Below are 26,491 nucleotides of genomic sequence, written 5' to 3' on the forward strand. Positions count from 1 at the left end.
GATGGCTGCGACGACCGGCGGACTCTCGATCCCCGTGCCGACCGGTCGCCGGCTCTACTGGGCGCTGTTTCTAAACAGCCAGCTGCTGGCTGCTGTTCTCTACGTGCTGCTGACGGCCGCGAGCTTTGCGTCACTCCGTCTGGTCGCCTATGCTGCCGTCTGGATCAACGTGAGCGTGTGGGTCGTCTGCAACAGCCGGCCGGCGGCGACCGTGGCGACCCGGGTTCGTCGCCGCGCGCTGGCGGTCGGTGGCGGCTACTTCGCGCTGTTGGCGGTCGCTGGCGGGCTCATCACGGTCGGTGTCGGCGAGGCGGCGACCGGGCTACGGATCGCTCCGTTGCCGCCGGGGTATGGGCCAGCCCTGTTGTACAGCGGCCAGCGGGTGACGATCACGTTGATGCCGAACTATCTCGTTGGCTACGCCGCGCTCGCGTATCTGGTCTACGTGACCGTCATCGACGCTGCTGGCTCGGCGGCCGCCGGGCTGATCGGCCTATTTTCGTGTGTCTCCTGTTCGTGGCCGATTCTCGCCTCGCTCATCTCGGCGCTCACGGGCGGTGGCTCCCTGCTTGTCACCTCGGCGCTGCAGGTCTCCTACGGGCTGTCGACGGCTGTGTTTCTGGTAACGGCTGGGCTGCTCTACTGGCGGCCGACCGTGGTGCCGTGGCTGCAGCGATGGCGGTCAGCGTACCTCTGGTAGGCCGGTCGCGGTGACGCAGCGGGTGCTTTCGGTCATACGCGGCGTCACCATCGTTTCGTGTGCGAAATAGTTTTGATGGGTGCTGTTGAAGCATCGACAATGGACTCCGAGCGTGAGCGAACGATCCTCATCGTCGAGGACGAACAATCCCTCGCTGCACTGCATGCCCATCACCTGCAGGACGACTACGAGGCGCGGGTGGCGTTCACCGGCGGCGAGGCGTTGGTTGAACTTACCTCGGATATCGATCTCGTCTTGCTCGACCGCCGGATGCCAGGGATGTCGGGTGACGAACTCCTCGATCACATCGACGACTGGGAATCCGACTGTCAGGTGATTATGGTCACCGCCGTCGACCCGGATCTCGACATCATCGACATGCCGCTGGCGGGCTACCTCACCAAACCCGTCTCCAAGGAAGAGCTGTTGACCGCGGTCGAACAGGCCTTCCTGATCGACGACTACGAGGAGCTGGTCTCCGAGTATTACGAGACACACAAAAAGTACGCAACCCTGACCGCGGAGTTCTCGCCGACCGAGATCGACGACGAGCGGTTCGATGACCTCGAAGGGCGGATCGACGAGTTGGAAACCGAGATGAACGAGATTCTCGAGCAGTTCCCCGACGATGACCTCCGCGATGCGTTCCGTGGGATCCACGAAAGCGAGTAGACGACAGACCGGGGTTCCACCAGCAACCCACAGCTTTTGCCGCCACCGTCCGTCTCGCCGGTATGTCGACGATTGAAATCGAATACTGTGTTCCGTGTGGCTTTCTTGATCGCGCACTCACCGTCGAAGAAGCGATCTGCCGGCAGTTCGCCGACCAGCTTGATCGAATCTCGCTGGTGATGGGCGATCACGGCGTGTTCATCGTCCGTGTCGACGACGAGGTCGTGTTCGACAAAGCGGACGACCCATTCGATGTCGACGATATCGTTCGCCGCGTTCGCCCACACGTCGCTGGTCGCTAATCGCCTGCGGCAGCGGTGTCGCTCAGTGGCCCCACCGTACGCCGTCCTCGTTGAATCGGGCGTCGGTGATGCGGTCGTGTTGGTCGTCGGTGATCGACACCTCGGCGGCGGCGACGTTTTCTTCCAGTTGATCGACCGTCCGCGCGCCGATGATCGGCACACAAGTGAAGGCGTCCTGATCCATCAGCCAGCGCAGCGACACCTGCGCTGGTGTGGCGTCGACCTCGTTGGCGACAGCGCGGATCTCGTCGAGCACCTTCCAGCCGCGCTCGGAGAGATAGAATCGCTCGAAGCGGTCGTCGAAGCTGGCCCGGGAGCCGTCAGGTGCCTGCACCGATTTCGGGTCGTCCGGATCCTTACGAGTGTATTTTCCGGTGAGAAAGCCGCCGGCCAGCGGTGAGTACGGACAGACGGCGAGATCCTGATCGGCTGCCACCGAGAGGTAGTCCTCGACGTCCTTGTAGTAGCCGGCGTGGAACAACGGCTGGACAACATCGAACCGCTGGTAGTCGTTGACATCAGCTTTCCAGAGGGCCTTCGTGAGCTGCCAGGCCGCCATCGTTGAGGCACCGAGGTAGTTCACGCGGCCGTCCTCGACGAGGCCGGTCAGCGCCGAGAGCGTCTCCTCGATCGGCGTGTTCTCATCCCAGCGGTGAATGTAGTAGAGGTCGAGGTAGTCGGTGCCGAGATTGTCCAGCGTCTTGTTGATCTGGTTGCGGATATGGGTTCGCGAGAGCCCCGAGCCGTTGGGGTTGTCCTCGTCGTACTCGAAGTACACCTTCGAGGTGAGGACGTACTTTTCCCGATCCCTGTTTTCGAGCCAACTCCCGATGTAGGACTCGCTGGTGCCGTTGGGGTCGCCGTAAATATTCGCCGAATCGATGAAGTTGCCGCCGTGATCGGCAAAGGCATCAAGCAGTTCGTGGGCGTCGTCCTCGTCAGTTTCCAGCACCCCGTTGGTTCGGCGGCCGAACCGCCACGTGCCGAAACAGAGTTCCGAGACGCGGGTTCCAGTCGCACCGAGTTGTCGATAGTCCATGCAGGCAGGTGATTCTATCGCGTGAAAAGCGTATCCACCCGCGGCGGTAGAACTGTTATAAGAAGACAGCCATGCCTGTTGTCAGACTGATCGCCACACAGATGACGAACATCATGACGAGTGCAACCGTCGATAGGTAGCCCCTGTCACCGTGACAGGTGTCGCCACTACCCCCATAGCCCCCGGCCATATGTGAATGTTTGTGACTCCCCCATCTTAGCTGTTGGGCTCGACAACCCGGGAGCGGTGAAACGGAATCCTTAGGCCGAAACCGCGCTGAGTGCGGATATGAACGAGGCTGTTGTCGCCGCCGGTGTCAGCAAACGCTACGGCGAGACGGTCGCCGTCGACGATGTCGATCTCTCGGTCGCCGACGGTGAGGTCTTCGGGCTGATCGGCCCCAACGGCGCGGGGAAAACGACACTCGTCCGCGCGCTCACCGGCACGACGCCGGTCGACGGCGAGATCACCGTTCACGGCGAGGCCCCAACCGCGGTCGACGCCGATCGGATCGGACTGCTCCCCCAGTCGTTTTCGCCCCCTGCTCGGCTGACCGCCCGCGAGCTGATCGACTACTACGGCGGACTCTACGAGACGGCCCGCGACACAGACGACGTGATTTCGGCCGTCGGGATGGCTGAGGCCGCCGACAGCTGGTATGAGACGCTTTCTGGTGGCCAGCAACGCCGCGTCTGCGTCGGGATCGCGCTGGTCAACGACCCCGACCTCCTCTTTCTCGATGAGCCGACGACCGGTATCGACCCCGCCGGGCGACAGTCGCTATGGTCGCTGCTGGAGGAACTGGCTGATGGCGGCACCACAATCGTCCTCACAAGTCACTCGATGACAGAGATTCAGCGGCTCGCTGATCGGGTTGGGCTCCTCCAGGACGGCCGACTAGTCGCCGTCGGGACGCCAGCCGAGTTGATCGAGTCACACGGCGGCGAGAGCCAACTCGTCATCGACACCGACCAAGCGGCGGCCGCTGTCGACGCACTTACCGACGCCGACTTCGCGGCCACTGCGGGATCGACTGAGGTCGTCGTCGACGGCGTTTCACCGGTCGAGATCGGCGACGCGGTCGCGGTGTTGTCGACAGCCGGTATCGAGTATGGCTCGTTGGCCTGGAGTGAGCCCAGCCTGGACGATGTCTATCTCCAGTTGACCGGTGAGACCTTCGCAACCGCTGGCAACGCCGACAGCACCACGGTCGCCACACCGACAGACGAACCCTCACCGACCGGAGCCGAGCCACAGGAGGGTGCCCAATGAGCCGCCTTCGACGGATTCGTGCGGAGGCCGTCGCCGCGTGGCACTCCTTCCTCCGTCGCCGAACGGCGGTCTTCTTTACGTTCTTTTTCCCTGTCCTCCTGGTTGTGATCTTCGGCGCGCTTGTCCGCACCCAGCCGACCGACGGCGGGCTGTTCGCCGAACCGGCAGCCTACTACATCCCCGGCTATCTGGCGACGGTGGTGCTGTTCACCCCGCTGTCCCGCGTCGGTAGTGAGATCGCTCGCCACCGCGACGACAACCGGTTTGAAAAGCTGGCGACGACACCGCAGGGCGTGGCGAGTGGCTGCTTGCTCACACGCTTGTCAATGTCGCCATCATCGGCCTCGCCAGCCTGTTGATCCTTGGGTTGGTCGTCGTCTTAACTGGGGCTGTGGTGCCGATCACTCCCCGGCTCGCGCTGTTGGGGCCGTTTATCGTGGGTGCGGTCGTGTTGTTCTGTGGCTTTGGGGCGATCCTCGGGCGGCTCTCCTCGACGCAGGACGGCGTCATCGCCGCCAGCAACACGATCGCGTTTCCCCTGCTCTTTCTGTCAGATACATTCGTCACGCTTGAACTCCTCCCCGGCTGGTTTGCACCGCTTGTCGAACTCTCGCCGCTGACCTACTTCGCTCGCGGCGTTCGCGCACTCACGTACGGGCCGGCCATCGAGGAGCCATACGGGCTTGAACTGGCTGTGGTCGCGGTGCTGGCGGTTGCGTTCTTCGTCGCCGGTGCGTACGCAATCCCGCGAACTGACTGACTGATCGATCCCGACCGAATTTCAGCTGTTACAACGCCGGCAATCGATCCAGTTGCGACCGCAAAAACAGCCACGACGATCGTCGTCAGTTGAGGCTGAGTACGACGACGATGATTAGGATCACCAGTACCGCCAGTGCAACGAGTCGCCCCATTGAGACGCCGGCCTCGGGCTCGGCGGCTGTCTCGGCTGCACTGTCAGCATCCGCGTCGGCTGTGTCAGCCCCGCTTGCGCTGTCGCCTGCGTCGTCGGCGTCGTAGGTTCGTCGTGTGTCCCGAACAAGCGTGACCCGCACGTCAAGCTCGTCGGCGATCTCGGCGTTGGTTGCATCCGGATTCTCGGCGGCGGCATCCAGAATCGACTCCTGGACGGCTGTCGGCTCGCCGGGGCCGGCGTCGATCGACGACTCGACCGTCTCTTCGCCGGTGTCGTCGTCGAGATCCGAGCGCTCGAGATCGGCGTAATCGTCGCGGGTGTCTCTGACGACCGGGATTCTGGCCCCGGTTTCGGCGGCGATCTCAGCATTGGTCAACTCCGGATCATCGAAGGCGAGCCGGAGGATTTCCGTCTGGAGGTCGCTTGGCTCGCCGGGCTCCCACTCCCTGTCATCGTCGCTGCTGGCACTGACTGTGCCGGCATCGTCGTCATCCGCATCGTCCTCCTCGATGGTACCTTGGCCGCCGTAGTCGGCCGATTTGCCGGGCTCGTGCTCGACCCGAGTGTCCCGAACGATCGCCACGTGAGTGCCGGTTTTGGCGGCGATCTCGGCGTTGGTCAACTCGGGATCCTCTTGGGCGAGTTCGAGGATCGCCTGTTCGGTGTCGGTGAGCATACTCGCGTCGACACCGGCTGGCAACTCGCCGTCGTCGGCGGTTTCGATCCCGCCGCCGCTGCTGTAGTCGTAGTCGGCAAGCGTATCCCGAACGAGCGGGACGCGTGCACCGACCTCCGCGGCGATCTCACCGTACGTCCACTCGGGGTTGTCGGCGGCGACCTGTTGGATCTGTTCCTGAAGGTTGCCGTCGGTCGAGCCGCCGTCGCTGTCAGCCGACCCGCTGTCGTCGGCTGCTTCGCCGCCGAATTCGAAGCCGCCGTCGGCGTGTTCGCTGCGAGTATCCCGGACGAGTGTGACCCGCGCGCCGGTCTGTTCGGCGATCTCAGCGTTGGTCAGCTCCGGATCTTCCTCGGCAAGCGCGAGAATCTCCTGTTGGCGGTCGCTGAGTTCGACCTCGTCGCTGCCGTCCGTCGCGCCGCTGTCGTCCTCGTCGGCAGCCGGCTCGACGCCGACATCGACCTGGTCTTCGTACTCGTTGCGGGTATCCCGGACGAAGGTGATTCGCTTGCCCGTTTCCTCGGCGATGTCGGCGTTTGTCGCGTCCGGATCGCGGGCTGCTGCTTCCAGCACCGCGAGCTGCGAGTCGGTGAGGTCGCGGCGTCGACATCGATATCAACCGCGTCGCCTGCGTCAGCGGCGTCGTCTGGGAGTTCGACCTGATCTTCGTACTCCTCGCGGATATCCCGGACGAGGGCAACCCGTGTATCGGTCTGCTCGGCGATGTCGGCGTTTGTCGCCTCCGGGTCGCGAAGCGCGGCTTCGAGCACCGCCGATTCGGTGTCGCTGAAGGACGCTGAGTCGGTCGGTTTCTTCATCATTGGTCGCTCCCTCCCGTTGCAGATGTGTTAGTTAGCTGGCTAGTCCGTCCGTCGCTGGCGGCCCCCACTCCGCCGACTCCACTGTTCATACGGGTTGTCAACTCGAAGCAATAGTAATCAATCTAACGCCTTCATACACGATTGTTGCGCATAGACGGCGATACCCGCTTTGTGTCTCCGAAATCAGTTTTACCACCACTATTCCGACAGTTCAATGAACTGATGTTGGGCTCCCCCTCGATTGCCTGTCGCTGCGAACCCGGTTTTTACTACCGTGGGTGACGCTACACCAATCATGCGCACCAAACACGATGTGTTCCAACAGCTTCGGGACAGCGGTGTCGTCGCTGTCCTCCGGGGGTTGACGCCGACACGCTGATCGAGATCACCGACGCGCTGCTGGCCGGCGGCGTCACCGGAATCGAACTCACCGCCGACACGCCTGGCATCGCCGGGATGGTCGAGGAGCTTGACAGCACCTTCGGCGACGAAATCGCCGTCGGTGTCGGTACCGTTCTCGACAGCGAGACCGCCCGGACGGTCATGCTCAGCGGTGCGGATTTCGTCGTCAGCCCAAGCTTGCATGAGGACGTGATCGACACCTGCAACCGCTACGGCACGCTCGTCGCACCGGGGATCATGACGCCGACGGAGGCAATCACGGGCTATGAGGCCGGCGCGGATCTGCTGAAGGTGTTTCCGGCCTCCTCACTCGGCCCGGGGCATCTCGGTGCGATCAAGGGCCCACTCGGGCAGATCCCGCTGATGCCGACCGGCGGTGTCAGCCCCGACAATGCGGGCGACTACATCGAGGCTGGCGCGGAATGTGTCGGTGCTGGCGGCGCGCTCGTCGATTACGAGGCCGCAGCCCGCGGTGACTTTGAGATCATCACGGAGACTGCCAAGGAGTTTCGGGCCGTGATCGACGACGCTCGCACCTGATTCGGCGTGTGAGTGGTTCTTTTTCGCCTTGAACCGCACTGTCGAATTGTTTTCTACAACGTAAAAATACAAAAATAAGCTACGTCGTTGGCTTCCCCCGGTTCACCGACTACCTGATACAGCGAGAGAGTCCCGCCCTTTCCGTGAGGCGGGAGTGTTCCGACCACAGTCGGAACCGGACGCCGAACAGGGCGTTGACAAATCGCTCCGCGATTTGTTCGCACACCAGAAATATCCGATTTCTGGGGACGGGCGTGAATCGCGTGCGCTCCACTGAATCATCCGCCCACCACTGCTAATCCTGAGTCTCAAATGGTGGTGATATCATTTCACTTTCACCGTGGAAGGCTGACGTTCAAACCCGCCGGGAACGTACAGTGAAATAGCAGATGAAGCGAACCAACACCTTCGCCGTGCGCCCGCTCTGCGATGCCGATGAGCAGGTGCTACGGGAGTTGTTGGACGCTTCTGCCGCGCTCTGGAACGAAATCAACTACCAGCGATTGATGCGGTACAACGACGAAGACGGCTTTGAGGGTGACGTATGGGACGCCGATACCGGCCAGCTCGAAGGCCAGTACAAAGGCGTTCTCGGTGCCTCAACCGCCCAGCAAGTGATTGCAAAAAACAGTGAGGCATGGCGGTCGTTCTTCCGACTCAAAGACCAGTTCCACGATCCTGACAACCAGCAGGTGACGGAACATCCGGAGCCGCCGGGGTTCCGTGGCAACGAAGATGATGGGCGTGTTCTCAAAGGTGTCATCCGCAAGGACGCATACACCATCGAGTGGGGCGACCGCTCTCGGCTAGAGTTCGTCGTCGGCGAGGAATTGCGAGACAAACATAGCAGCCCGAGAAGCCGCCTTCGACTGGAAATTGTTGGCGACCCAAACTGGCCTGAGTATGACGATCAAAGCCGGTTAGAATTGTGGTACGACGAGACAGACGATGTATTCAGAGCTTCGCAGCCTGTGACTGTTTCTGGCGATGTACAGGCAGCTCCACTGGCCGAGGAATCGGCCGCTCTGGACATCGGTGCCAACAATCTCGTCGCTTGCACTACAACGACCGGTGAGCAATATCTGTACGAAGGGCGTGAGCTGTTCGACCGATTCCGTGACACGACGCGAGAAATCGCCCGCTTACAGTCCAAACTATCGGAAGGCCGATACAGCAGTCAGCGTATCCGGCGGTTGTATCGCCAACGTACTCGCCGCCGCGACCACGCCCAAGCCGCGCTATGTCGTGACCTGATCGAACGACTGTACGACGAGGGCGTTGCTACCGTGTATATCGGCGGCTTGACCGACGTACTCAACACCCACTGGTCGGTCGAGACGAACGCCAAGACACACAACTTCTGGGCGTTCAAACATTTCACCGAGCGGTTGGCGACGACAGCCGAGGAATACGGTATTTCGGTTGCGGTTCGATCAGAGGCGTGGACAAGCCAAGATTGCCCGCAGTGTGGCTCAACAGATCGAACACACCGGCATCAAGATACGTTGATGTGTCAGTGCGGGTTTGAGGGCCACGCCGACCTCACCGCTAGTGAGACGTTCTTAGCCCGGCAAACCGAGCAGGCAGTCAGGCCGATGGCACGGCCCGTGCGGTTGGAGTGGGACAGCCATGAATGGCTGGAGATATCACACTTTCATCGTCCCAAACAACAGCGCACAGACCGGAGTACCGTCAACAGCGACGGGAATCTTGCCGCCGGGGAATCGGCCTAGCCGAGACTCCCACGGAGGAAACCGCGCCGTTCACGGCGCGGAGGATGTCATACTGTCGGTGGAGTTGTATCGTCCGAGCCGTGATGGAGCACGGGATGGCTGATCTCTGTCGTCGCTGGGTCGTCAGTTCTCTGCGCCCGGGTCTCTAGCTGTAGTGGTGGATTGTGTCTGATGGTACACCCTTCGGGCGGCCGATACGCGACATACGCGTTCGCCCGTGTGCCGGCGCGCTCCAAGCCAATCGTGACGACGCTGCCGACATTCACGCCTGCGAGCCGATCGTGGAGTGCGTCGTCCTGATAGCTCACCACCTGCAAGACGGTTCCCGCGGCCGGATCCGCGACCGTCATCCCATCCTGTGTCGTCATCTCGGAGAGCACACGATACCGCTGGGCGGTCGATCGTGGCGACTCCATGCTCAACGTTCACATACACCACTACTTAAACATTGAGCAATCTGCAAGATATGAACGCGTGATTGTGGTGTTTTCTCTCATTCAACGTTATTTGCGACGTGGCTCGTCGTCAGCCGTTGTGTTGGTCTCTCCTCCGGTCGATTCATTCGCGTCTGCAGTCGAGGCTGTACCACCAGGTTGCTCCTTCTCCTGTGCCGCTGCTGACCACCCCGTCCGCTGGCGTCGCCGATCAGCCAGCGACGCTTGCAGGCGATCCCGCAGCTCCGACCGGAGGCTGACGGCGTCGTCGACCTCGATGTCGACAGCGGCGGCGTCATTGCCGAGCAGCGACAGCGATCCTGCCGTATCGCCGATGACGGTGGCGACGCGCCATCGGCGTTGGAACAGCGTTCGACTGTCGATAACGGTCTGCAGGCGGTGGTAAGGAACCCGTTTGGTCTCGCGGTTCCAGACGCCGTTTCGGGTGACGAAATGGTCGGCACCCAGCTGGTAGCCGCGATGGAGCCATTTGTAGTGGGCAGCGATCGGCGCGAGGAGCACGCCCACCAGCGGGAGATACCACGGGAGGCCGGCGGCTGCGTCGATGACAACGCTGCCCGCATACAGCAGCCCGGTCACCCCAGCCAGTGCGATGAGATACCGCGCGAGATACCGCCGTCGAATCCGCTTTGGCGGCCGATTGAACGCACCTGTCTCACAGCCGTCGATCTCCTCGGCCAACCGCCGGATCCGATCCTGGCCGGCGATCGGCACGGCGGCCTCGCTGCCGCGGTCGTTTGCCTGCCCTGGCGCGTAGCCCGCGGTTTCGACCGCCAGCGTCGCATACCCCGCCCGCCGTTTCAGCGGGTTGTCGCTGATCGTCACCGTTTGGATCTTCTCGAAGGGGATCGTCCCGCTGTATCGCTGTAGGAGGCCGCGCTCATACCGAAGCTCGGTCTCGGATCGCGTCAGTCGGAACCCCCAGTAGTTGACGACCGCCGAGATCGCGCCGACGACCCACGAGAGGACGACCAAGCCGACGAGTAACACCACGCCCATGACGAACAACACAAGCGTCGGATCGAGCCCGGTGGTTGCGACGGCCGCCGGTTCGGGAACGACCGGCGAGACAAACGGGATCGACCCGGTAAAGACCGCAAACAACAGCCCCGGGACGCGTGGATCGAACGAAAGGATCCCTGCCAACGCCAGCTCGCTCGCCGAGATCTCAAACAGCAACTCCTCGTCGGGTTCGTCGAACTCGCGTGTTGCCGCGCTGTCGCTCGCTTCGCTGTCACCGCCAGTGGTGTCTCCCTCTGCGTCGTCGACTGCCTCGGTTCCCGTGCGTCGCTGTTGGTCATCGCTACGTTTGCGCCGGCGGATCTCGTCTTGAATCGTTGTCGCCGCATCGGCGGTCACGTATCTGATCGCCGCCTCCGTCGAGCCGCCGCCGGCGGTTTCGAGGTTGATCGCCGACAGCCCGAGCAGTCGCTGGATGACGTTTCGGCTGATGTCGACGTTCTGTACCCGGCCGTAGGGGATCTCTCGCTCTCGACGGTTGAGCACGCCGGATTCGATATCGAAGGTGTCGTCGGTGAATGTGTACTGATACCGCTGGTAGTAGGCGAACTCGTAGGCGAGTGCCAGTGCGATGGCACCGCCGATCCCGGCGGCCACCAGCGCGCCACCGAAGCCGACGCCGGTGCCGACAGAGCCAAGAACGACAAGCGTGATCGCCAGCCGGCCGGCCTTCTGGAGGGCCCGATACGGCACCGACAGCGGGGCTAACTTCACACCGCGTCCTCCCCGTCGGCGTCGATGGCCAGCCCCTTGAGTCGCTCCCGGAGGTCGCTTGCGTCGTCGGGTGTCAGTCCTGGAATCGTCACGTCCGCGCCGCGGGAGCCGGCGGTGTAGACGACGGTGCTGGCGAGGCCGACGAGTCGCTCGAAGGCTGACCGTCGAGAGTCGACGTGTTGGATCCTAACAAGCGGGACTTCGGTGCGAACCTGTGTGAGCACGCCGCGTTCGAGATAGAGGGCGTCATCGTTGACGACGTATCGCCAGTTGCGGTACCGCAAGATTGCGTGGACAACGCCGAGAATGACAAACAGCGCGGTGAGGCCGGCCGGGATCGACAGCGACGCCGAGCGGTAGACGGCGACCCCGGTGGCGGCACCGCCGAGGATGAGCGCGCCGAGCAGCGATCGGAGCACCCAGATGATCCGGATCCGTGAGTTGAGCGCGTTCATCGCCAGGCCTCCTGTCGGCGACGCCCAGTATGCATACCAATCAGTACGTGTGGTGGGTGTATAAGTCTCAATATCACCCGCCCGCCGGTCAGGAATCTGTCTGTCCGTGGATCGACGTGCTGGGGTTCAGGAACCCGCTTGTCCGTGGGTTGCTTTGCTGGCGTCGTAGCGCACGTACCACCCGTCGTCGTCGACGGTGTAGTCGACCGTGTTGGCCTCGTAGGATCTTTTTTCGTCGGGTTTTGTCACGTAGAATGTTGTGTGGACGTACTGTATACTATCGGCATCCATCGCCTCCTTCCAGTCGCCCAGCTGTGTCGGGTTCCCGAGCCGCTGGACGACCAGATCCTGTACTGAGACTTCCTCGACGCTGGCGATCTGTACGTCCTCAAATTCGGTGAACGCCGCTGGTGGGACGTGTTCCGATTCCACCGGATAGGTCGGCGATTTTGGGTGGACGATCGTCGCGTTTAGTGCGTCGACGTTCCCGGCGAGCAGCGCACGGTAGAACTGTCGCACTGTCCCGGTTGGCCCGCGGCTTGGGTCGACGAGCCCCTCATCGTCGTTGCCTGTCGCCGACTGGTCTGTCGTTTCGTTGGGCGGTGTCGACGCCGGTCGGTTGCGCCCGGCGGTACAGCCCGCGAGCGTGGCGATACCACCGACTGCAGCGAGGAACGCACGACGACTCGGCATACCTGTTCGATTGTCTCGATCGTACTAAACCGTTTCTAAGCGCGTTTTGGTCTCTCTAAGTACTACAATGGTCGTTGGTGGTGTCGTCTTCGAGCGTGAGGACGTCGTTAACAACCTCTCGTACCACCGCGGTCACCTCACGATCCGGGCTCCCGACGTAGCGGCCGTTCTCGCTGACTGTGTCGTCGGCGACGATGCCGCTTTCGGCGGCCAGCAGGCTCCCAGCGTGTTGTTCGTAGATGTCGGGCTGGACACAGACAAGCCCCTCAATCGAGCCTCGAGCCAGTAGCCCCCAGTCGACACAGGGGGCCCAGGTGGTCACAACGCGTTTGCACTGCTCTCGGAGGGCTGCTTCGAGTGCTCGTATCTGTGTGAGCCCGTCAGGATCGGTGACAACAGAGAGGCCGACGACGAGCGCGACCGTCCCGTGTTCCAGCGAGAGCGACATGGTGGCCGACAGCGGCTCGCCGTTGAGCGTTGCTCCGGCGTCGCGCTCGGCGAGATACAGATCCGTCGTCAGCGGTTCGTAGATCGCGCCCGCCACCGGCGTCTCCTTGTGGAGTACCGCAACGGCGGTGGCAAACTTCGGGTAGCCGCTGGCGAAGTTGTTGGTGCCGTCGAGTGGATCGACGACCCAGCGGTAGTCGCCCTCGCCGATGCGACCTGCTTCCTCGCCGTGAAATGCGTGGTCAGGGTAGTGGTCGTTGATCACCGCTTGGATTCGGGTTTCCGACTCGCGGTCGGCAGCGGCCTTGACATCGAGACTGCTGAATTCGCCGTCGACACGACCGTTTCTGAACGCCCCCGAAGATACTCGCCTCCAGCCTTGACGGCCTCTGCGGCGACCGCAGCGAGATCGTCGGTCGCGTGTTCCATACCGACCGCATGGCCGGCGGTTGTATCAGATCATCGGTAGCACTTGTCGGTCACCCCTGCCCTTGCTGTTTTGTCGCCGGCGGTCGAACGTGCAGGTGTGACCACACCATCCAACGACAGCGATCGATTCGAGATCGGCGGCGACCTCACCGTCAACCGCCTCGGATTCGGCGCGATGCGGCTCACCGGCGACGACATCATCGGCTCGCCGGCCGACGAGCCAGCAGCGCACGAGGTGATCCGCCGGGCGGTCGACTGCGGCGTCGATTTCATCGATACCGCTGACTCTTACGGCCCCGGTGTCAGCGAGCGACTGCTTGGCGCGGAACTCGATCACGACGGCGCGGATTCTGATGTCGTCGTCGCCTCGAAAGCCGGGTTGCTGCGGACACGGGACGGGGACTGGCTTCCGCATGGCGATCCAGACTTCCTGCAGAACCAAGTCCTCTGTAGTCTCGATCGACTCGGCGTCGACGAGATCGATCTCTACCAGTTCCATCGCCCGGATCCAGACACGCCGTTTGCGGACTCGGTGCATGCCTTCGCCGAGATGAAGGATGCCGGCCAGATCCGCCATATCGGCCTCTCGAACGTGAGCGTCGAGCAGTTGGAGGAAGCCCAAGAGATCGTTGACGTTGCCACCGTCCAGAACCAGTACAATGTCGCCAACCGCGAGCAGGAAGCCGTTCTGCGGGCGTGTGAATCCGATGGAGTCGGTTTCATTCCGTGGGGGCCACTCTACGGCGTCGACGATGACGCGGCCCACGAGGTGCTCGCTGAAATTGGCAATGCGCACGATGCCTCAGCCCACCAGATCGCGTTGGCGTGGCTGTTGGAGCACTCGGATGTGACGCTCCCGATTCCCGGCACGTCGAGTGTCGAGCATCTTGAAGCGAACGTTGCGGCCTCGCAATTGTCGCTGACTCCCGAGGAGATGGATCGGCTCGATTCGATTGATCCTCAGTAGTTTGCGTCGTTTTGGCTGCTTCTGTAGTTAGGTAGAAAGCCCTCGGCTCTCTCGGTTCCCGGGACTCGCTGCGCTCCTCACTCGCACCGCTCGTTGCGGTGCTTGCGTCGTCCGGGTTCGCCGAGAGAGCCTCGCCCTTCCAGTCCGCCAGGGCGTGGCTTTATCTGCCGGTTGCAGCAAGCCCTCTGCCCGGTGTTTTTCGCTGCCGAGCCCGGAGACACAACGCCTAAGTTCAGTTGCTACACATACGTTCGTGTGAATCACACTGCTATCACCCCGATTGGCCGCCCACCGATAGCAGTGCGACCCGCTCGTCCGAAGAAGCGCGCAGTCTGATCGCTCGTTGCGGGCGTGGCACCCCGTTTCGGGCCTTTTTACTCACCTCGCACAGTCTCCAGACCATACAACCCACCCATCCACTACAACCATGACACAAATCGACTTCAGCGGGGTCTTCCCGGCGATGGTGACCCCCTTTACCGAAAACAACGAAATCGACACAGAAACGCTCCGTGAAGATGCCCAACGGCTCGAAAAAGCGGGCGTCGACGGCCTCGTCCCCATGGGCTCGACCGGCGAGTCGGCGACGCTCTCCCACGCCGAACACGTCGAGGCCGTTGAGGCCGTCGTCGACGCCGTCGAGGACGTGCCCGTCATCGCTGGCACCGGCTCGAACAACACCGCTGAGGCTCTCGACCTCTCACAGCAGGCCGCCGACGCCGGTGCCGACGCCCTACTGCTCATCTCCCCTACTACAACAAACCCGAACCACAGGGGATGTACGAGCACTACGAGGAGATAGCTGACACGGTTGACCTCCCGCAGATCATCTACAATGTCCCGAGCCGTACCGGCCGCAACATTGCCGTCGACACCGCGGTTGACCTCGCCGACCACCCCAACATCGCGGGCTACAAAGCCGCCTCGGGCGACCTCAACCGCATCTCTGAGGTCATTGAGCGCACGCGCGACAAAGAGTTCGCCGTCCTCTCCGGCGACGACGGCATGACGCTGCCCATTCTCGCGGCCGGCGGCGATGGCGCGATCAGCGTCGTCGCCAACGTCGAACCCGAACGCGCCTGTGCGATGGTCGGCGCGGCCTTGGAAGGTGACTACGCGTTCGCCCGCGCGATCCACCACGAACTCGGCCCGCTCACCCGCCAACTCTTCGTCGAAACCAACCCGATCCCGGTCAAAGCCGCGATGGCGATGCGAGGCTACGCGCCCGAGCGCATCCGCTCGCCGCTGACGGAACTTTCCGAGGAACACCGTGAGGAACTCCAAGCGCGACTCGATGAACTCGACAGCGATCTTGCGGATCCTGCCGATGTAGACGCGGAGGCGACGACTGAATGACCGACATCGCTGTCACGGGTGCAGCCGGCCGAATGGGTCGAGAGGTGCTGGCGGCTGCGGCCGACCGCGCCGACGTCGACGTTGCCTTTGCGGTCAACCGCACGTCGGTCGACGAACTAATCGCTGGTGTCGTCGTCGAATCTAGCGACAACTTTCCGGAACTGCTTGCCGACCACGAGCCCGATGTCGTCGTCGACTTCACCGGCCCCGAATCAGCCCTCACGTACGCTGAGGCCTGCGCCGATCACGGTGTCGCGCTCGTCACCGGGACGACCGGCTTCGACGATGATGGTCTCGATGCTCTCAGTGCGGCCGGCGAGTCGACGGCGGTGCTGAAGGCCTCGAACTTCTCCCGCGGCGTCGCTGCCCTCCGGCTCGCCGTCCAGGAGGCGACCGCGGCTCTCCCCGACGCAGATATCGAACTCACCGAGACGCACCACAACGCCAAGCGCGACGCGCCCAGCGGGACAGCGAAAACGCTGCTTGACGATATCGAGGGTGTCCGCGAGGATCTCAGCGAGCGCGTCCACGGCCGCGAGGGCGAGGCCCCGCGCGCGGAGGATGAAATCGGCGTCCACGCCCGCCGGGCTGGCGACATCGCTGGCGAACATGAGGTCTTGCTCGGCGGTAGCAACGAGACGCTGTCGCTGACCCACCGCGCTGGCGACCGGAGTATCTTCGCCGAGGGCGCGCTGGATGCCGCTGAGTGGTTGGCTGGTCGGGATGCCGGCTGGTACGACTTCTTCGAAGTTATCGACGACGCGTAATAGATACTGAAATAATTCAGCGGACAGCAGATATATATCGATTCGCGTCGTAGCAAGTCGCACGAAGCCCGAAGCATGGATCTCACAGATATCCCCGACGACGCATACGACGGCGATGAGTCGGCCCCTGACCTCACCGCGTTTGAGTCACCCGATTCGCTGCTCACAGGGGGTCGATCCGCGAGCGACTCCTTGATACTGTCACCGTCATCCGGACGCCGACGAAGGTGTCGGCCATCGCCGACCGGGCCGACTGCGACACCGAAACGGCACGGGACTACCTCGAATGGTTCGCCGAGATGGGGCTGGTTCGCCGCTACGAGGGGCGGCCAGTCCGCTATGAGCGCAACGATTCGTATTTCCAGTGGCGACGCATCAACCGGCTCCGCGAGGAGTTCTCCGAGGCTGAGATCGTTGACGCGCTCACGGACGCAATCGAGGAACTAGACGAATACAGAGCTCGGTTCGATGCCGACTCGCCCGACGAAGTCTCGCTCGTCGACGCGAGCAAGACGACCTCAACGGAAGCAGCGTGGGAGGCTCTTTCGGCGTGGGAAACGCTCGAACGCCGGGCGGAACTACTCGATGCGGCGCGCCGTGGTGGTGCCGCAGCCGTCGACACCACTCAGTCAACCGATGTCTGAGGAGCCGGCCGATCAGCCCAGTCGTGGCCCTGTCGATACGACGCTCCTTGATCGGATCGCAACCCACCTTCGAGGCAGCACTCGCTTCGGGCGGATCGAACGCCAGCCCGCGTACGCGCCGAACGCCGTCATCGCCGACTACGACCTGGGTTACTTTCCGGGCGGCATCGAACGCGCGTACCTCCGTATTCGATGGTTCGAAACTGATGATTTCAGCATCCACTATGCTGAACAGTACCATAGCGGCGACTCGTGGGCGTGCCGCTGGGATCATCACCCGAACGATCACAATGCCCGTGAGCACTTTCACCCACCGCCGGACGCAGCGACCCCCGGTGCCGATGAAACCTACGCCGACGAGTGGCGCGACGTACTCGCTACGGTACTCACCCGCCTCGATGAGCGGATTGATGCCTTCTGGGTCGACTGATTTGCCCGTCGTCGAGAGATTCCGCCTCAAACAGTCCGATTACTCGATGGCGACCGGACAGCCCCGTATTTCGCCGCCACGCATCCCGTCGGCGACCCAGTAGGTCGACAGCAGCAGCGCGATGACCGCCAGCAGTGAGAGTTCGAGCCCGCCGAGTGGCAACAGCAACACGAGTCCGCTGGCACCGAACAGTGAGAGGACGCCCAGCAGGATCGCCGAGCCACAGGCGGCACAGCCAGCCCCAAGGACGCCGAGGGCCACGCCGAGGACGCTGCCGCCGCTGCTGGCCGCCGAGAGGTCGTGTTCGCGGAGGTGGTAGGCCACGAGCGCGAGGTTGGCACCGACGAGCGACACCACAAGCAGGAGTGCGGCCCCGTCGAGCGCACTGTAGGTCGTCCCGACGAAGGGGTACTGCTCGACGACGAGGACTAGTCGATCCGCAAGCGGCAGCGAGCCGCCGACGATCAGGTCGCTCGTCAGCGTGAGGTTCTGCGAGAGCGCGAACGCCGTCAGGGCGCCCCACGCGGTGGTCACCGCGAAGCCGGCATACGCCGGAATCGACAACACGAGTCGGAGTGTTCGCCCGATGAGCCGCAGATCCGCCCGCCGCGTTGGTAGCCGTTTGGACATCAGAGGTTGAGTACGGTTTCGACCGTGCTCGTACTGACGCTTCCGTTCAGTGAGGTCTGGAGGACGCCGTCGACGAAGGCGAACGTCGCCGGAGTGACGCTGCCCGCACCGGCCTCTTCGCCGGCCGCCAGCGTTGCTTCGACCCGACTCGTGACGGCCTCCGAATCGACAGCGTCGACGACGGCTGCCGCGTCGAGATCAGTGTTCTCTCCGAGCCACGTTTCGGTCTGATCGAGCACGTTGTCGGTGTTGAACGAGCCCTGTTCGGCGAAATAGTGCTCAAGGAGGACCCAAAGGCCGCCTCGTCGCGGGCCAGCGTCGCCTCAGGGCGTGGGCTGCGGGCTCGCCCCACGCGTAGACGACCGGGTACGGTCGCACGGCGATAGCGAGATCGTCGCTTTCGACGTATTGAGATTCCAACTCGGCGACAGTACCCTGATGGAAGGCTGCACAGCGGGAACATGAGGGATCGTCCAACACGACGAGCGTCGCCGGTGCCTCGAAGGGATCGGCGCCGAGGTGCGGCCAGTCGCCGAGGTTCTCGCCGAGTGGATGGTCGGCCAGCGCGACGCCCTCGGATGATTCGTCACCGCTGCCGCTGCCACCACCCAGACAGCCGGCGAGCGTGAGGCTGGCTGCCGCGCTGGCACTGCTGAGGAAGGTTCGGCGGGTTCGCTCAGTCACGGTTCGTCACTCCGATGAACGGTCGCACTGCGGGCGGCTGGCCGTGCTGCACTGAAGATGTGTGCGTCATGTGTTCGACTGCTTCGACAACTCCCCGGATGAGGGTTTTTCAAACTGCGTCGAGACTCCGTTCGGAGACTCTCTGACTTCGGTCGGCAGTGACCGGCCTGTTGCCGAAAACCATCGGATACAAACCCCTCAGCGAAAGAGACCACACATGACACTCGAATCCGAGATCGCCGATCTGTGGAGTCGCTATGACGACGGACTAACGGCCGACGAGGCCACTGATGAGGATCTCGCAACGCTTGAGGCCTTCCTCGAAGCCCTCGAAGCCGGCGAGGTTCGCGCCGCCGAGAAAACCGGCGACGACGTGACCACCTGGGAAGCCAACGCGTGGGTCAAAGAGGGCATCCTTCTCAATTTCACCCTCCGCCACAACCAAGCACAGGAGTACGGCGGCGTCAGCTACAACGACGTGCTCCCGCTACGTCGAACTGACGACCTCGCCGACCGCGGCACCCGCAACACGCCCGACGGAACGACGATCCGCCGCGGCGCGTATCTCGGCGAGGACTGTATCATGATGAGCCCATCCTTCGTCAACATCGGCGCGTACGTCGGCGACGGCACGCTCGTCGACTCCTGTGACACTGTCGGATCCTGCGCACAACTCGGCGCAAACGTCAAACTTGGCGCGAACACGTTGATCGGCGGCGTCCTCGAACCAGTCGAGGGCGCGCCGGTCATCATCGAAGACGGCGTCTCGCTGGGTGCGGGCTGCCGGGTGACCTCAGGCTTCAAGATCGGTGAAAACTCGATTGTTGGCGAAAACACCCTCCTCACCCCGCGCATTCCGGTCTACGATCTTGTCGACGACGAGGTCATCTACGGCCACCTACCGTCTGAGCGGCGGGCGTTCACGCGGTTCGTCGAATCCTCTGTCAGCGAGCACGACCTCTTCGACGGCGGCGCGTACAAGCCAGCCGTCGTCGCGACCGACGTGGAGGAAGAGACGCTGGAAGCAACGCAGCAGGAAGACGCCCTGCGAGAGTAATACGTCTGACAACTCTCGTAAAGTAGAAAGCCTCAACAGGTGGGTCGGCCAACCCCCGTTGTGAACGAACGCTTTGGTCTCCGCTTCGCGGATGTCGACCTCCAACGACATCTCGGCACACGCCTTGCTGGCTTTCTGGTGGTCGTCGCCGTCGCCTACGTGGTGCGACCGCTGTTGCATGGTCTCGTGTATCAAACGCTCTACAGCCCCTTCGGTCTCATCGTCATCGGGACGACAGCGGTCGCCGCGACCGTGCTGTGGTTTCTGCCGCCGCTTGCGGGCGCGCCAGTTGATGGGATGTCGACGACCGTTTCCCCGCTGTTACCGGCGTCGGCGAATCAGAAACTCGGGCTCCTTGTCGTCGTCTTCACCGTTGGCTTGCTCGTCGGCTTTGTCTACTCGGTGCCGGCGGGGATGGTCACCGAGCGCAGCTTAGCCCAAGACACGATGGGCGAGGCCGACCAAATCCAGGAGTTCCCCCGTGTCAACGCCGAGAACCCACGGATCACACCGCGGGCCGTTGCCGATGTTCAGACCCGCGGATCGGTTTCCTATCGGACTCACCGACTCGGCCCCAGCGACATCGCCCGTGCCGAAGACGGCTCCTTGGCATGGTCGTACGCGATCGAACCCGACGGTTTCCGCAACAAACTGCTGAGCAACCAACGCGGCGTGTTGCTCTCGGATATGACGCGGATGGAGGATCGACAGATCACCGCCTACGACAACCAGACGTTTGCCGTCGGTGAGGGGATGTACCTCCAGCGTGGCGCGGCGTGGAACCTTCGGACGACCGACTACTTCGCCCAGTATTTCGATGACGCCGTCGAGTTCACCCACGACGGGCAGGCGTACATGTACTACCCCAAGACGACCCACGAGTGGCGGCTGACGCCGATCCCGCATACCGTGCCGGTCTGGGACGGCGGCGCGCTGCTGCACACGAACGGCACTATTGATCACCTCTCACCTGAGGAAGCCCAAGCCAGCGAGATACTCGAGGGCCAGCGGCTCTATCCACTATACAACAGCCGTCGACAGATGGCCTCGCTGGGCTACCGCAACGGGATCATCAACCAACTCGATATCGTCGGTGAACACGCCGGCCAAGTCGAGGTCGCTACGCTGCCGGCCGGCGCGGGCAACAGCCAGCCGTTCGTGATCGATCTGGAGGGCGAACAGATGAGCTACGTGACCGCGATGGAGCCCTACGGCGAGGATACCCGCGGGCTTGATGAGGTCTGGTTTATCGACGCCGCGACCGGCGACCTCCGCTACTTCGGCTCGGAAGGCGAGACGCTGACCGGTCCCGAGCGCGCAATGGGGATCGTCCGCAGCGAGGACTCCCAAACCGGGTGGGGCGATAACTTCCAAGTCGTTGAACCGATCCCGGTGTTCATCAACGACGAACTCTGGTGGCACAGCAAGGTCGTCCCGACCGACAACACCGATATCAGCCGCAGCGTCTTCGTCAGCGCGTCCAGCGGCGAGGCGGTCGAACTCGGCGACACCGAATCAGTGCGGGAGTTCCTCGCTGGTGGCGATGTCGACGCTGTCGACAACGTCGACACCGAGCCTGCACCCGGCGAGTCAAACGTCGACTACTACATCGTCATTACCGACTCTGACGGCACGGTGATCGAACGCATCCCGGTCGAACCGGGCCAAGAGCCCTCGATCAGCTACGAACCCGCGGGTAACGCTTCTGCGTAACCAGTCGGCAGCGACGACGCCCCGAACCAAAGGATTGAATCGCTGACCGCCCCCACAATGGGTAATGGCTGTACCCGATCTCGCTGACTCTCCGCCCGTTCGTCGGCTGGCCGACTGGGACGACCAGCAGCTTCGCTCGCTGGCTGCAACCCACGACACACCGCTGTACGTCATCGATCTCGATCGCGTGCAGGCGAACTATCAGCGGTTTTCGGCGGCGTTTCCCGACGCCCACGTGATGTACGCCGCGAAGGCCCACACCGGCCAGTCTGTCCTCTCGGCCCTCCTGGACGTTGGTGCGGACATCGAGTGTGCGGCCTGGGGCGAACTCGAACGCTCGATCCAGGCGGGTGCCGACCCCAACACGCTCCAGTACACCGCGGTCAACCCGCCGGCTCACGATCTCGATTACGCCGTTGATCTCGCCGAGGACGCGCCGGGACTGACGATCACCATCGGCGCAACCGACACCCTCGACCGCCTTGCCGAACGCGGCTACGATGGCCGAGTCGCCATCCGGATCAACCCTGGAATTGGGACGGGCCACCACGAGAAGGTCGCCACCGGCAACGACGCCAAGTTCGGGATTCCCTACGAGCAAGTCCCGGACGTCGCCGAACGCGTCCGCGAGGAGTTTGACCTCGTCGGCCTCCACTCGCATGCCGGCAGCGGCGTCCTGACCGACGACCTCGAAGACCACTGCGAGGCCATCGAACGCGTCGGTGAGATGGCCCGCCGCGTCGGCGATCTTGAGTTCGTTGACATCGGCGGCGGATTCGGGGTGCCGTACCACGAGGATGAACCGCCGCTTGATCTGGCGAAAACAAGCGAGATGGTCAGAGACGCTGTCGGAGACATCGACGCGCAACTCAAATTGGAGCCGGGCCGCTACATCGTCGCCGACGCCGGCCTCATCCTGACGACGGTCAACACGATCAAAGAAACCCCGACAGCAACGGTCGTCGGCGTCGACGCCAGCCTTGCGACCCTCATTCGCCCGGCGATGTTCGGCTCCTACCATCCGATGCGAAACGTCAGCGCGCCCGATCGCGACCCCGAACCGGTCACCGTCGGCGGCCCAGTCTGCACAAGCGCGGACGTGTTTGCGACCGACCGTCCCATTGCGCTCCCCGAGCGGAACGATATCCTTGCGATCGGCAACGCTGGTTCCTACGGCTACGAACTCGCCAGCCAGTTCCACTCCCAGCCGCGGCCCGCCGAGGTCGCGCTTGATGATGGTGATGACCGCGTCGTTCGGCGGCGCGAAACGCTCGACGACGTGACGCGAGTCGAACAGTGACCACGGCAACGGCCGGCTTCGATATCGAAGAGTTCCACGCCGCGGCTGTCCAGACCCCTCTCACGAGCGCGTTGACGACATGCGCGAGTTGCTGGTAGAAACGTTGACTGATGCTGGCCATCCGCCACGCGTCGACGACGACGGCAACGTGGTCGTCAGCCGCGGCGCGGGTGATAGTATCGACGACGGCGACCCAGCAAGCCCCCATATCGTCCTCAACACGCACATCGACACGGTCGCCCCACACATCCCCTATGAGCGCGACGGCGACACCGTCCGCGGGCGAGGGGCCTGCGACGCGAAGGGCCCGCTGGCCGCGTTGCTCGCGGCGTTTCTCCGAACTGATCCCGATGCGGGCACGCTGACGCTGGCGATCACACCCGACGAGGAGACCACCCAACTCGGCGCGGCCGCACTCGCCGACCGACTGTCCGCCGACGGCTACATCGTCGGCGAGCCGACCGACCTTGATGTCTGTATCGCCGCTCGCGGGCAGTGTGAAGCCGAGATCACGGTGTCGGGCGCCGGCGGCCACGCGGCCAGCGTTCCGGCCGCCGACAATCCCGTTTTCGGCCTCAAACACGTGTTGGCGGGGCTTGCGAGCTACGACGATGCGGTTGGCCCAAGCAGCCACGATCTCCTTGGCGACCCGAAACTCACCCCAACGATCGTCGCCGGTGGCGACACGCCAAACCGTGTGCCGGATCAGTGTCGACTCACCGTCGACCGTCGGAGCGTTCCGCCGGAAACGAGCGAGGCGTTTGCGTCGTCGCTGGCGACCCATCTCGATGAGACAACTCCCGGCGAGCAGACTGTTTCAGTTGACCTCATTGACCCAGAGACACCGTTTCCTAATCCCTTTGTCACCGACAGCGACGCCGCCATCGTCGACGCGCTCCAGACCGCCAGCGGCGGCGACGTGCGAGCCTTCGGGGCGGCGACGGAGGCCTCTCATTTTGCACCGACCGCGCCGACAGTCGTCTTCGGCCCGGGCGTGTTGGCCGACGACGAGGGCGCGGTCGCCCACGCAGAACGGGAGTACGTTCGCCTCGCTGATGTGCGGGCGGCCGCAGACGCCGTGACGGCTGCCCTCAACACACTGTTCTGAGATCGACGCGGTTGTCGCGCCGATTGTGTAGACACGCTTATTAGTAATCATTCAATAATTTCGACAATGTCAACGCTTCGCGTGCTGCATGTCGGACCGGCCGACCCACCCGACACGCTCACCAACGGGGCTGAGCCGGCGGCGGCCGACACCGAGTTCTCGGTCGACAGTGCCGACACAGCCGACGCGGGAGTGCGTGCCTACGAAGCGGAGTATCCGGACTGTCTCGTCGTTGAACCGCCGCTTGCGGACGATATCGTCGACTTTCTCTCTCGGATCCGCGAGCGAGATCCGGAGCTCCCGATTCTCCTCTTTGCGTCACCGGATGATATCGATGTTGTGAGCCAGGTGCTGGCTGCTGGGGCTGACTACGTGCCGAAAACTGACGGCGACAGCGAAGCCGAGTTGTTGGCCGCCCGAATTGAGACGCTCGGCGGTGTCGGCGGCGAACACCACTCCTCAGATCCATGGCGACAGTCGACGGCGGCCATCTCGCGGCTGTACTCGATCACGAACCAATCGGAGCTGTCCTTTTCGGAGAAGCTTGACCGCGCCCTTGAGGTCGGCACCGCTGAACTCGGCTACCCGTTTGCGTATGCGACTCGGATCGAAAACAGCGATGTTGAGGTGTTGGCCGTCGCCGGGGATCACGACGATATCGCTGTCGGCCAGACAACCGCGCTGTCCGACAACTACTGCCAGCTCACGATCGCCGAAAATGAGCCCGTTGCCATCGGTAACGCCGGCACCGACGACGCACTCTCAGAGCTCCCCGTGTACACCGAAATGGGGTTGGCATGCTACGTCGGCGCGCCGATCACCGTCGACGGCGAGGTGTATGGCTCGCTGTGTTTTGCCGGCAACGAACCCCGCGATCCGGAACTGATCGAGGCCCAGAAGCTGACCGTGAAGACGCTGGCCCAATGGGTTGGCTACGAACTCGAACGCAGCCAGCGCGAGCAGGAGCTCAAACGCCAAATCGAGCGCCTCGAAGAGTTTTCCCACATCGTCTCCCATGACCTCCGCAATCCGCTCAATGTCGCCCAGGGGCGGCTTGAGATCGCCCAATCTGAGTGCAACAGCCCACATCTCGACACCGTGGTTGACGCGCTTGATCGGATGGAGGACATCATTGAGGATACGCTCATGCTTGCCCGACAGGGGCAATCTGTCGACAACATGGAGCCAGTTGAGATCCCTGACCTCGTCGACGACTGCTGGGATGTTATCGAAAGCCCCAACGCTGAACTCCGTGTCGTCGATGACTTCACCGTCCACGGCGACCCCAACCGGCTGTCACATGTCTTTGAGAATCTCTTTCGGAACGCGATCGATCACAACGAAGGGGCGATTACGATCCGTGTTGGCCTCAAGAATGTGATGTACACGAACACGCGCGCGCCAGACAGTGGTACCTTCGGCTTCTTTGTTGAGGACGACGGTCGCGGGGTGCCGGAAGGCCGCCGGGAATCCGTCTTCGATGCCGGTGAGACGACCCGGAAGGACGGCACCGGGTTCGGCCTCCCGATCGTCAAACAGATCGCCGAAGCCCACGGCTGGGAGGTCGAACTCACCGATAGCTTCGATGGCGGGGCGCGCTTCGAGTTTACGAATGTTAGATAAGAATCTACGCTGACGACTCGTCGGTATCGTCTGCCGCGGTGTCGTCGCTATCCTGTTTGTCTGTTGTCTCGCTGTCAACGTCGCTGTCGTCACTGTTGTTGCTCTCGTCGTCGTTGTCAACTTCCTCGCCGTCGCCGTCGTCGCTGCCGGCAGCCGCGTCGCCAGCGTCGGTAGTCTCGTCGGGTGTGTGGTCATCGTCGCCGTGATGTTCCGGTTCGGCTTCCTCAAGGCCGGCTTGCCCTTGAGCGTACACCGGTTTCGTCTTTTCATCGCCAGCGATCGCCTTCGCCGAGAGATACGTCAAGATCGCTAAGGCGACGAATGGGACGATCATCAGTCCAAGCATCACGCCGGAGGTTCTGACGTTGAAACCCCACGGTGTGACCACGACGAAGAGCGCGATGAAAAACAGAATAATCCCCAGTGGGATGAAGTTGACCACCAGATCGAGCATCGTTTCTCGATCAAAGATCTTGGCTTCCATACCACGGGATACTTCAGGGCGCACAAATAGGTTTCCGGTTCGGATCGGCTCAGGCCGGTTGTTGTCGCTTCGGGACGAGCAGCGTGCCGGCAACGACGCCGGCGATGATGACGGCCGCGCTGGCCAACACGGCATAGGCCCGCATCGTCATGTCAGCCCCGACCTGCGGGTTGATATAGAGGATCGCGCCACCGAGGCCGCCCAACAGCAAGGCCATTACCCCAAGGGCACGCCACGGCGCGTCGATGTAGCCGGCCTCTTGGAGCATCCCGGCGATACAGCCACAGAACAACAGCAGGCCGCCGACGGCGACCGGCAACACGTCGAAAACGAGGCCGATCTCGGAGATCGGCACGCCGAGGGCGATAAACAGCGGCCACGGGCTTGCCTTGCGGTACTGGTCGCTGAGTCCCGGCGTCTCGTCCATAGGTGTGTTAGCAGG

At 63.0% G+C, this 26,491-nt stretch carries 25 protein-coding genes and 5 pseudogenes; 17 read left to right on the forward strand and 13 right to left on the reverse strand.

The window, feature by feature from the left end; genetic code table 11:
- Position 1: 1 nt before the first annotated feature.
- The 3 genes from ACFQJB_RS01260 to ACFQJB_RS01270 all read left to right on the forward strand — a co-directional run bounded on the left by ACFQJB_RS01260 (position 2) and on the right by ACFQJB_RS01270 (position 1,674).
- Complete coding sequence (locus ACFQJB_RS01260; protein ID WP_379723023.1) at positions 2-700, forward strand: DUF7546 family protein; 699 nt, start codon at positions 2-4, stop codon at positions 698-700.
- A gap of 99 nt (positions 701-799) precedes the next feature.
- Positions 800-1,372 carry a response regulator gene (locus ACFQJB_RS01265; protein ID WP_165853233.1) on the forward strand — a complete coding sequence of 191 codons (573 nt, stop codon included), beginning with the start codon at positions 800-802 and terminating at the stop codon, positions 1,370-1,372.
- A gap of 62 nt (positions 1,373-1,434) precedes the next feature.
- On the forward strand, positions 1,435-1,674 hold the full coding sequence (locus tag ACFQJB_RS01270) for a SelT/SelW/SelH family protein (protein ID WP_379723027.1): 240 nt from the start codon (positions 1,435-1,437) through the stop codon (positions 1,672-1,674).
- A 22-nt stretch (positions 1,675-1,696) separates the two neighbouring features.
- Here ACFQJB_RS01270 and ACFQJB_RS01275 read toward each other — a convergent pair whose 3' ends face one another.
- Positions 1,697-2,713, reverse strand: a complete 1,017-nt coding sequence (locus ACFQJB_RS01275) for an aldo/keto reductase (protein WP_379723030.1) — start codon at positions 2,711-2,713, stop codon at positions 1,697-1,699.
- 288 nt (positions 2,714-3,001) lie between these two features.
- On the opposite strand from ACFQJB_RS01275, the gene ACFQJB_RS01280 reads away from it, so the two are divergent.
- Positions 3,002-3,985: an ABC transporter ATP-binding protein gene (locus ACFQJB_RS01280; protein WP_379723032.1), complete on the forward strand. Its 984-nt coding sequence runs from the start codon at positions 3,002-3,004 to the stop codon at positions 3,983-3,985.
- Positions 3,982-4,745: pseudogene (locus tag ACFQJB_RS01285) on the forward strand (ABC transporter permease). Before ACFQJB_RS01280 ends, ACFQJB_RS01285 begins: the two are co-directional and overlap by 4 nt.
- An 85-nt stretch (positions 4,746-4,830) precedes the next feature.
- On the opposite strand, the gene ACFQJB_RS01290 reads toward ACFQJB_RS01285, so the two are convergent.
- Positions 4,831-6,150: a winged helix-turn-helix domain-containing protein gene (locus ACFQJB_RS01290; protein ID WP_379723035.1), complete on the reverse strand. Its 1,320-nt coding sequence runs from the start codon at positions 6,148-6,150 to the stop codon at positions 4,831-4,833.
- Positions 6,151-6,693: 543 nt separating this feature from the next.
- Between ACFQJB_RS01290 and ACFQJB_RS01295 the strand changes: the two are divergent.
- Positions 6,694-7,340, forward strand: a pseudogene (locus ACFQJB_RS01295) (bifunctional 4-hydroxy-2-oxoglutarate aldolase/2-dehydro-3-deoxy-phosphogluconate aldolase).
- 389 nt (positions 7,341-7,729) lie between these two features.
- Positions 7,730-9,073 carry an RNA-guided endonuclease InsQ/TnpB family protein gene (locus ACFQJB_RS01300; RefSeq protein ID WP_379723038.1) on the forward strand — a complete coding sequence of 448 codons (1,344 nt, stop codon included), beginning with the start codon at positions 7,730-7,732 and terminating at the stop codon, positions 9,071-9,073.
- Positions 9,074-9,120: 47 nt separating this feature from the next.
- Here ACFQJB_RS01300 and ACFQJB_RS01305 read toward each other — a convergent pair whose 3' ends face one another.
- The 6 genes from ACFQJB_RS01305 to ACFQJB_RS01330 all read right to left on the reverse strand — a co-directional run bounded on the left by ACFQJB_RS01305 (position 9,121) and on the right by ACFQJB_RS01330 (position 13,286).
- Positions 9,121-9,489: a hypothetical protein gene (locus ACFQJB_RS01305; protein WP_379723041.1), complete on the reverse strand. Its 369-nt coding sequence runs from the start codon at positions 9,487-9,489 to the stop codon at positions 9,121-9,123.
- 87 nt (positions 9,490-9,576) lie between these two features.
- Positions 9,577-11,262, reverse strand: a complete 1,686-nt coding sequence (locus ACFQJB_RS01310; RefSeq protein WP_379723044.1) for a PH domain-containing protein — start codon at positions 11,260-11,262, stop codon at positions 9,577-9,579.
- Positions 11,259-11,717 carry a PH domain-containing protein gene (locus ACFQJB_RS01315; RefSeq protein WP_379723047.1) on the reverse strand — a complete coding sequence of 153 codons (459 nt, stop codon included), beginning with the start codon at positions 11,715-11,717 and terminating at the stop codon, positions 11,259-11,261. The genes ACFQJB_RS01310 and ACFQJB_RS01315 overlap by 4 nt, the downstream gene beginning before the upstream one ends.
- 126 nt (positions 11,718-11,843) lie before the next feature.
- The gene (locus ACFQJB_RS01320) at positions 11,844-12,410 is read right to left on the reverse strand and encodes a hypothetical protein (RefSeq protein WP_379723050.1); all 567 of its coding nucleotides are present in this window, start codon (positions 12,408-12,410) and stop codon (positions 11,844-11,846) included.
- A gap of 55 nt (positions 12,411-12,465) precedes the next feature.
- Positions 12,466-13,122: an inositol monophosphatase family protein gene (locus tag ACFQJB_RS01325; protein WP_379723053.1), complete on the reverse strand. Its 657-nt coding sequence runs from the start codon at positions 13,120-13,122 to the stop codon at positions 12,466-12,468.
- On the reverse strand, positions 13,119-13,286 hold the full coding sequence (locus ACFQJB_RS01330) for a hypothetical protein (RefSeq protein WP_379723056.1): 168 nt from the start codon (positions 13,284-13,286) through the stop codon (positions 13,119-13,121). Before ACFQJB_RS01330 ends, ACFQJB_RS01325 begins: the two co-directional genes overlap by 4 nt.
- Positions 13,287-13,383: 97 nt before the next feature.
- On the opposite strand from ACFQJB_RS01330, the gene ACFQJB_RS01335 reads away from it, so the two are divergent.
- The 5 genes and pseudogenes from ACFQJB_RS01335 (at position 13,384) to ACFQJB_RS01355 (ending at position 17,450) form a co-directional block, all read left to right on the forward strand.
- Positions 13,384-14,253, forward strand: coding sequence for an aldo/keto reductase (locus ACFQJB_RS01335; protein ID WP_379723059.1), 870 nt, complete (start codon positions 13,384-13,386; stop codon positions 14,251-14,253).
- 427 nt (positions 14,254-14,680) lie between these two features.
- Positions 14,681-15,609: pseudogene (gene dapA / locus ACFQJB_RS01340) on the forward strand (4-hydroxy-tetrahydrodipicolinate synthase).
- Positions 15,606-16,376 carry a 4-hydroxy-tetrahydrodipicolinate reductase gene (gene dapB, locus ACFQJB_RS01345; protein WP_379723062.1) on the forward strand — a complete coding sequence of 257 codons (771 nt, stop codon included), beginning with the start codon at positions 15,606-15,608 and terminating at the stop codon, positions 16,374-16,376. The pseudogene dapA and the gene dapB overlap by 4 nt, the downstream one beginning before the upstream one ends.
- A 75-nt stretch (positions 16,377-16,451) precedes the next feature.
- A pseudogene (locus tag ACFQJB_RS01350) lies at positions 16,452-17,020 on the forward strand (hypothetical protein).
- Positions 17,013-17,450: a hypothetical protein gene (locus ACFQJB_RS01355; protein ID WP_379723065.1), complete on the forward strand. Its 438-nt coding sequence runs from the start codon at positions 17,013-17,015 to the stop codon at positions 17,448-17,450. The pseudogene ACFQJB_RS01350 and the gene ACFQJB_RS01355 overlap by 8 nt, the downstream one beginning before the upstream one ends.
- 39 nt (positions 17,451-17,489) lie before the next feature.
- On the opposite strand, the gene ACFQJB_RS01360 is transcribed toward ACFQJB_RS01355, so the two are convergent.
- From ACFQJB_RS01360 to ACFQJB_RS01370, 3 genes are read right to left on the reverse strand one after another with little or no spacing between them, the layout of a single operon-like run.
- Complete coding sequence (locus tag ACFQJB_RS01360) at positions 17,490-18,080, reverse strand: hypothetical protein (protein WP_379723067.1); 591 nt, start codon at positions 18,078-18,080, stop codon at positions 17,490-17,492.
- On the reverse strand, positions 18,080-18,319 hold the full coding sequence (locus tag ACFQJB_RS01365) for a hypothetical protein (protein WP_379723070.1): 240 nt from the start codon (positions 18,317-18,319) through the stop codon (positions 18,080-18,082). Before ACFQJB_RS01365 ends, ACFQJB_RS01360 begins: the two co-directional genes overlap by 1 nt.
- 40 nt (positions 18,320-18,359) lie before the next feature.
- On the reverse strand, positions 18,360-18,764 hold the full coding sequence (locus ACFQJB_RS01370) for a thioredoxin domain-containing protein (RefSeq protein ID WP_379723073.1): 405 nt from the start codon (positions 18,762-18,764) through the stop codon (positions 18,360-18,362).
- Between the two features lie 217 nt (positions 18,765-18,981).
- Here ACFQJB_RS01370 and ACFQJB_RS01375 point away from each other — a divergent pair, with 217 nt between their 5' ends.
- The 5 genes and pseudogenes from ACFQJB_RS01375 (at position 18,982) to ACFQJB_RS01395 (ending at position 25,565) form a co-directional block, all read left to right on the forward strand.
- Positions 18,982-19,821 (forward strand): 2,3,4,5-tetrahydropyridine-2,6-dicarboxylate N-succinyltransferase, encoded by an 840-nt coding sequence (locus tag ACFQJB_RS01375; RefSeq protein WP_379723076.1) that lies wholly within the window; start codon positions 18,982-18,984, stop codon positions 19,819-19,821.
- 60 nt (positions 19,822-19,881) lie between these two features.
- Positions 19,882-21,534: a hypothetical protein gene (locus ACFQJB_RS01380; protein ID WP_379723079.1), complete on the forward strand. Its 1,653-nt coding sequence runs from the start codon at positions 19,882-19,884 to the stop codon at positions 21,532-21,534.
- 64 nt (positions 21,535-21,598) lie between these two features.
- Positions 21,599-22,834 carry a diaminopimelate decarboxylase gene (lysA, locus tag ACFQJB_RS01385; protein ID WP_379723082.1) on the forward strand — a complete coding sequence of 412 codons (1,236 nt, stop codon included), beginning with the start codon at positions 21,599-21,601 and terminating at the stop codon, positions 22,832-22,834.
- Positions 22,831-23,942: pseudogene (locus ACFQJB_RS01390) on the forward strand (M20/M25/M40 family metallo-hydrolase). Before lysA ends, ACFQJB_RS01390 begins: the two are co-directional and overlap by 4 nt.
- Positions 23,943-24,008: 66 nt before the next feature.
- Positions 24,009-25,565 carry an ATP-binding protein gene (locus ACFQJB_RS01395; protein ID WP_379723085.1) on the forward strand — a complete coding sequence of 519 codons (1,557 nt, stop codon included), beginning with the start codon at positions 24,009-24,011 and terminating at the stop codon, positions 25,563-25,565.
- Between the two features lie 4 nt (positions 25,566-25,569).
- Here ACFQJB_RS01395 and ACFQJB_RS01400 read toward each other — a convergent pair whose 3' ends face one another.
- Both ACFQJB_RS01400 and ACFQJB_RS01405 read right to left on the reverse strand, forming a co-directional pair.
- On the reverse strand, positions 25,570-26,049 hold the full coding sequence (locus ACFQJB_RS01400; RefSeq protein WP_379723089.1) for a DUF6684 family protein: 480 nt from the start codon (positions 26,047-26,049) through the stop codon (positions 25,570-25,572).
- 49 nt (positions 26,050-26,098) lie between these two features.
- Entirely contained in the window at positions 26,099-26,476 is a 378-nt protein-coding gene (locus ACFQJB_RS01405; RefSeq protein ID WP_379723092.1) for a DUF7541 family protein, read from the reverse strand.
- Between the last annotated feature and the right edge of the window lie 15 nt (positions 26,477-26,491).

The sequence above is a fragment of the Halonotius sp. GCM10025705 genome (genome assembly GCF_042662885.1).
Lineage (GTDB): Archaea > Halobacteriota > Halobacteria > Halobacteriales > Haloferacaceae > Halonotius > Halonotius aquaticus.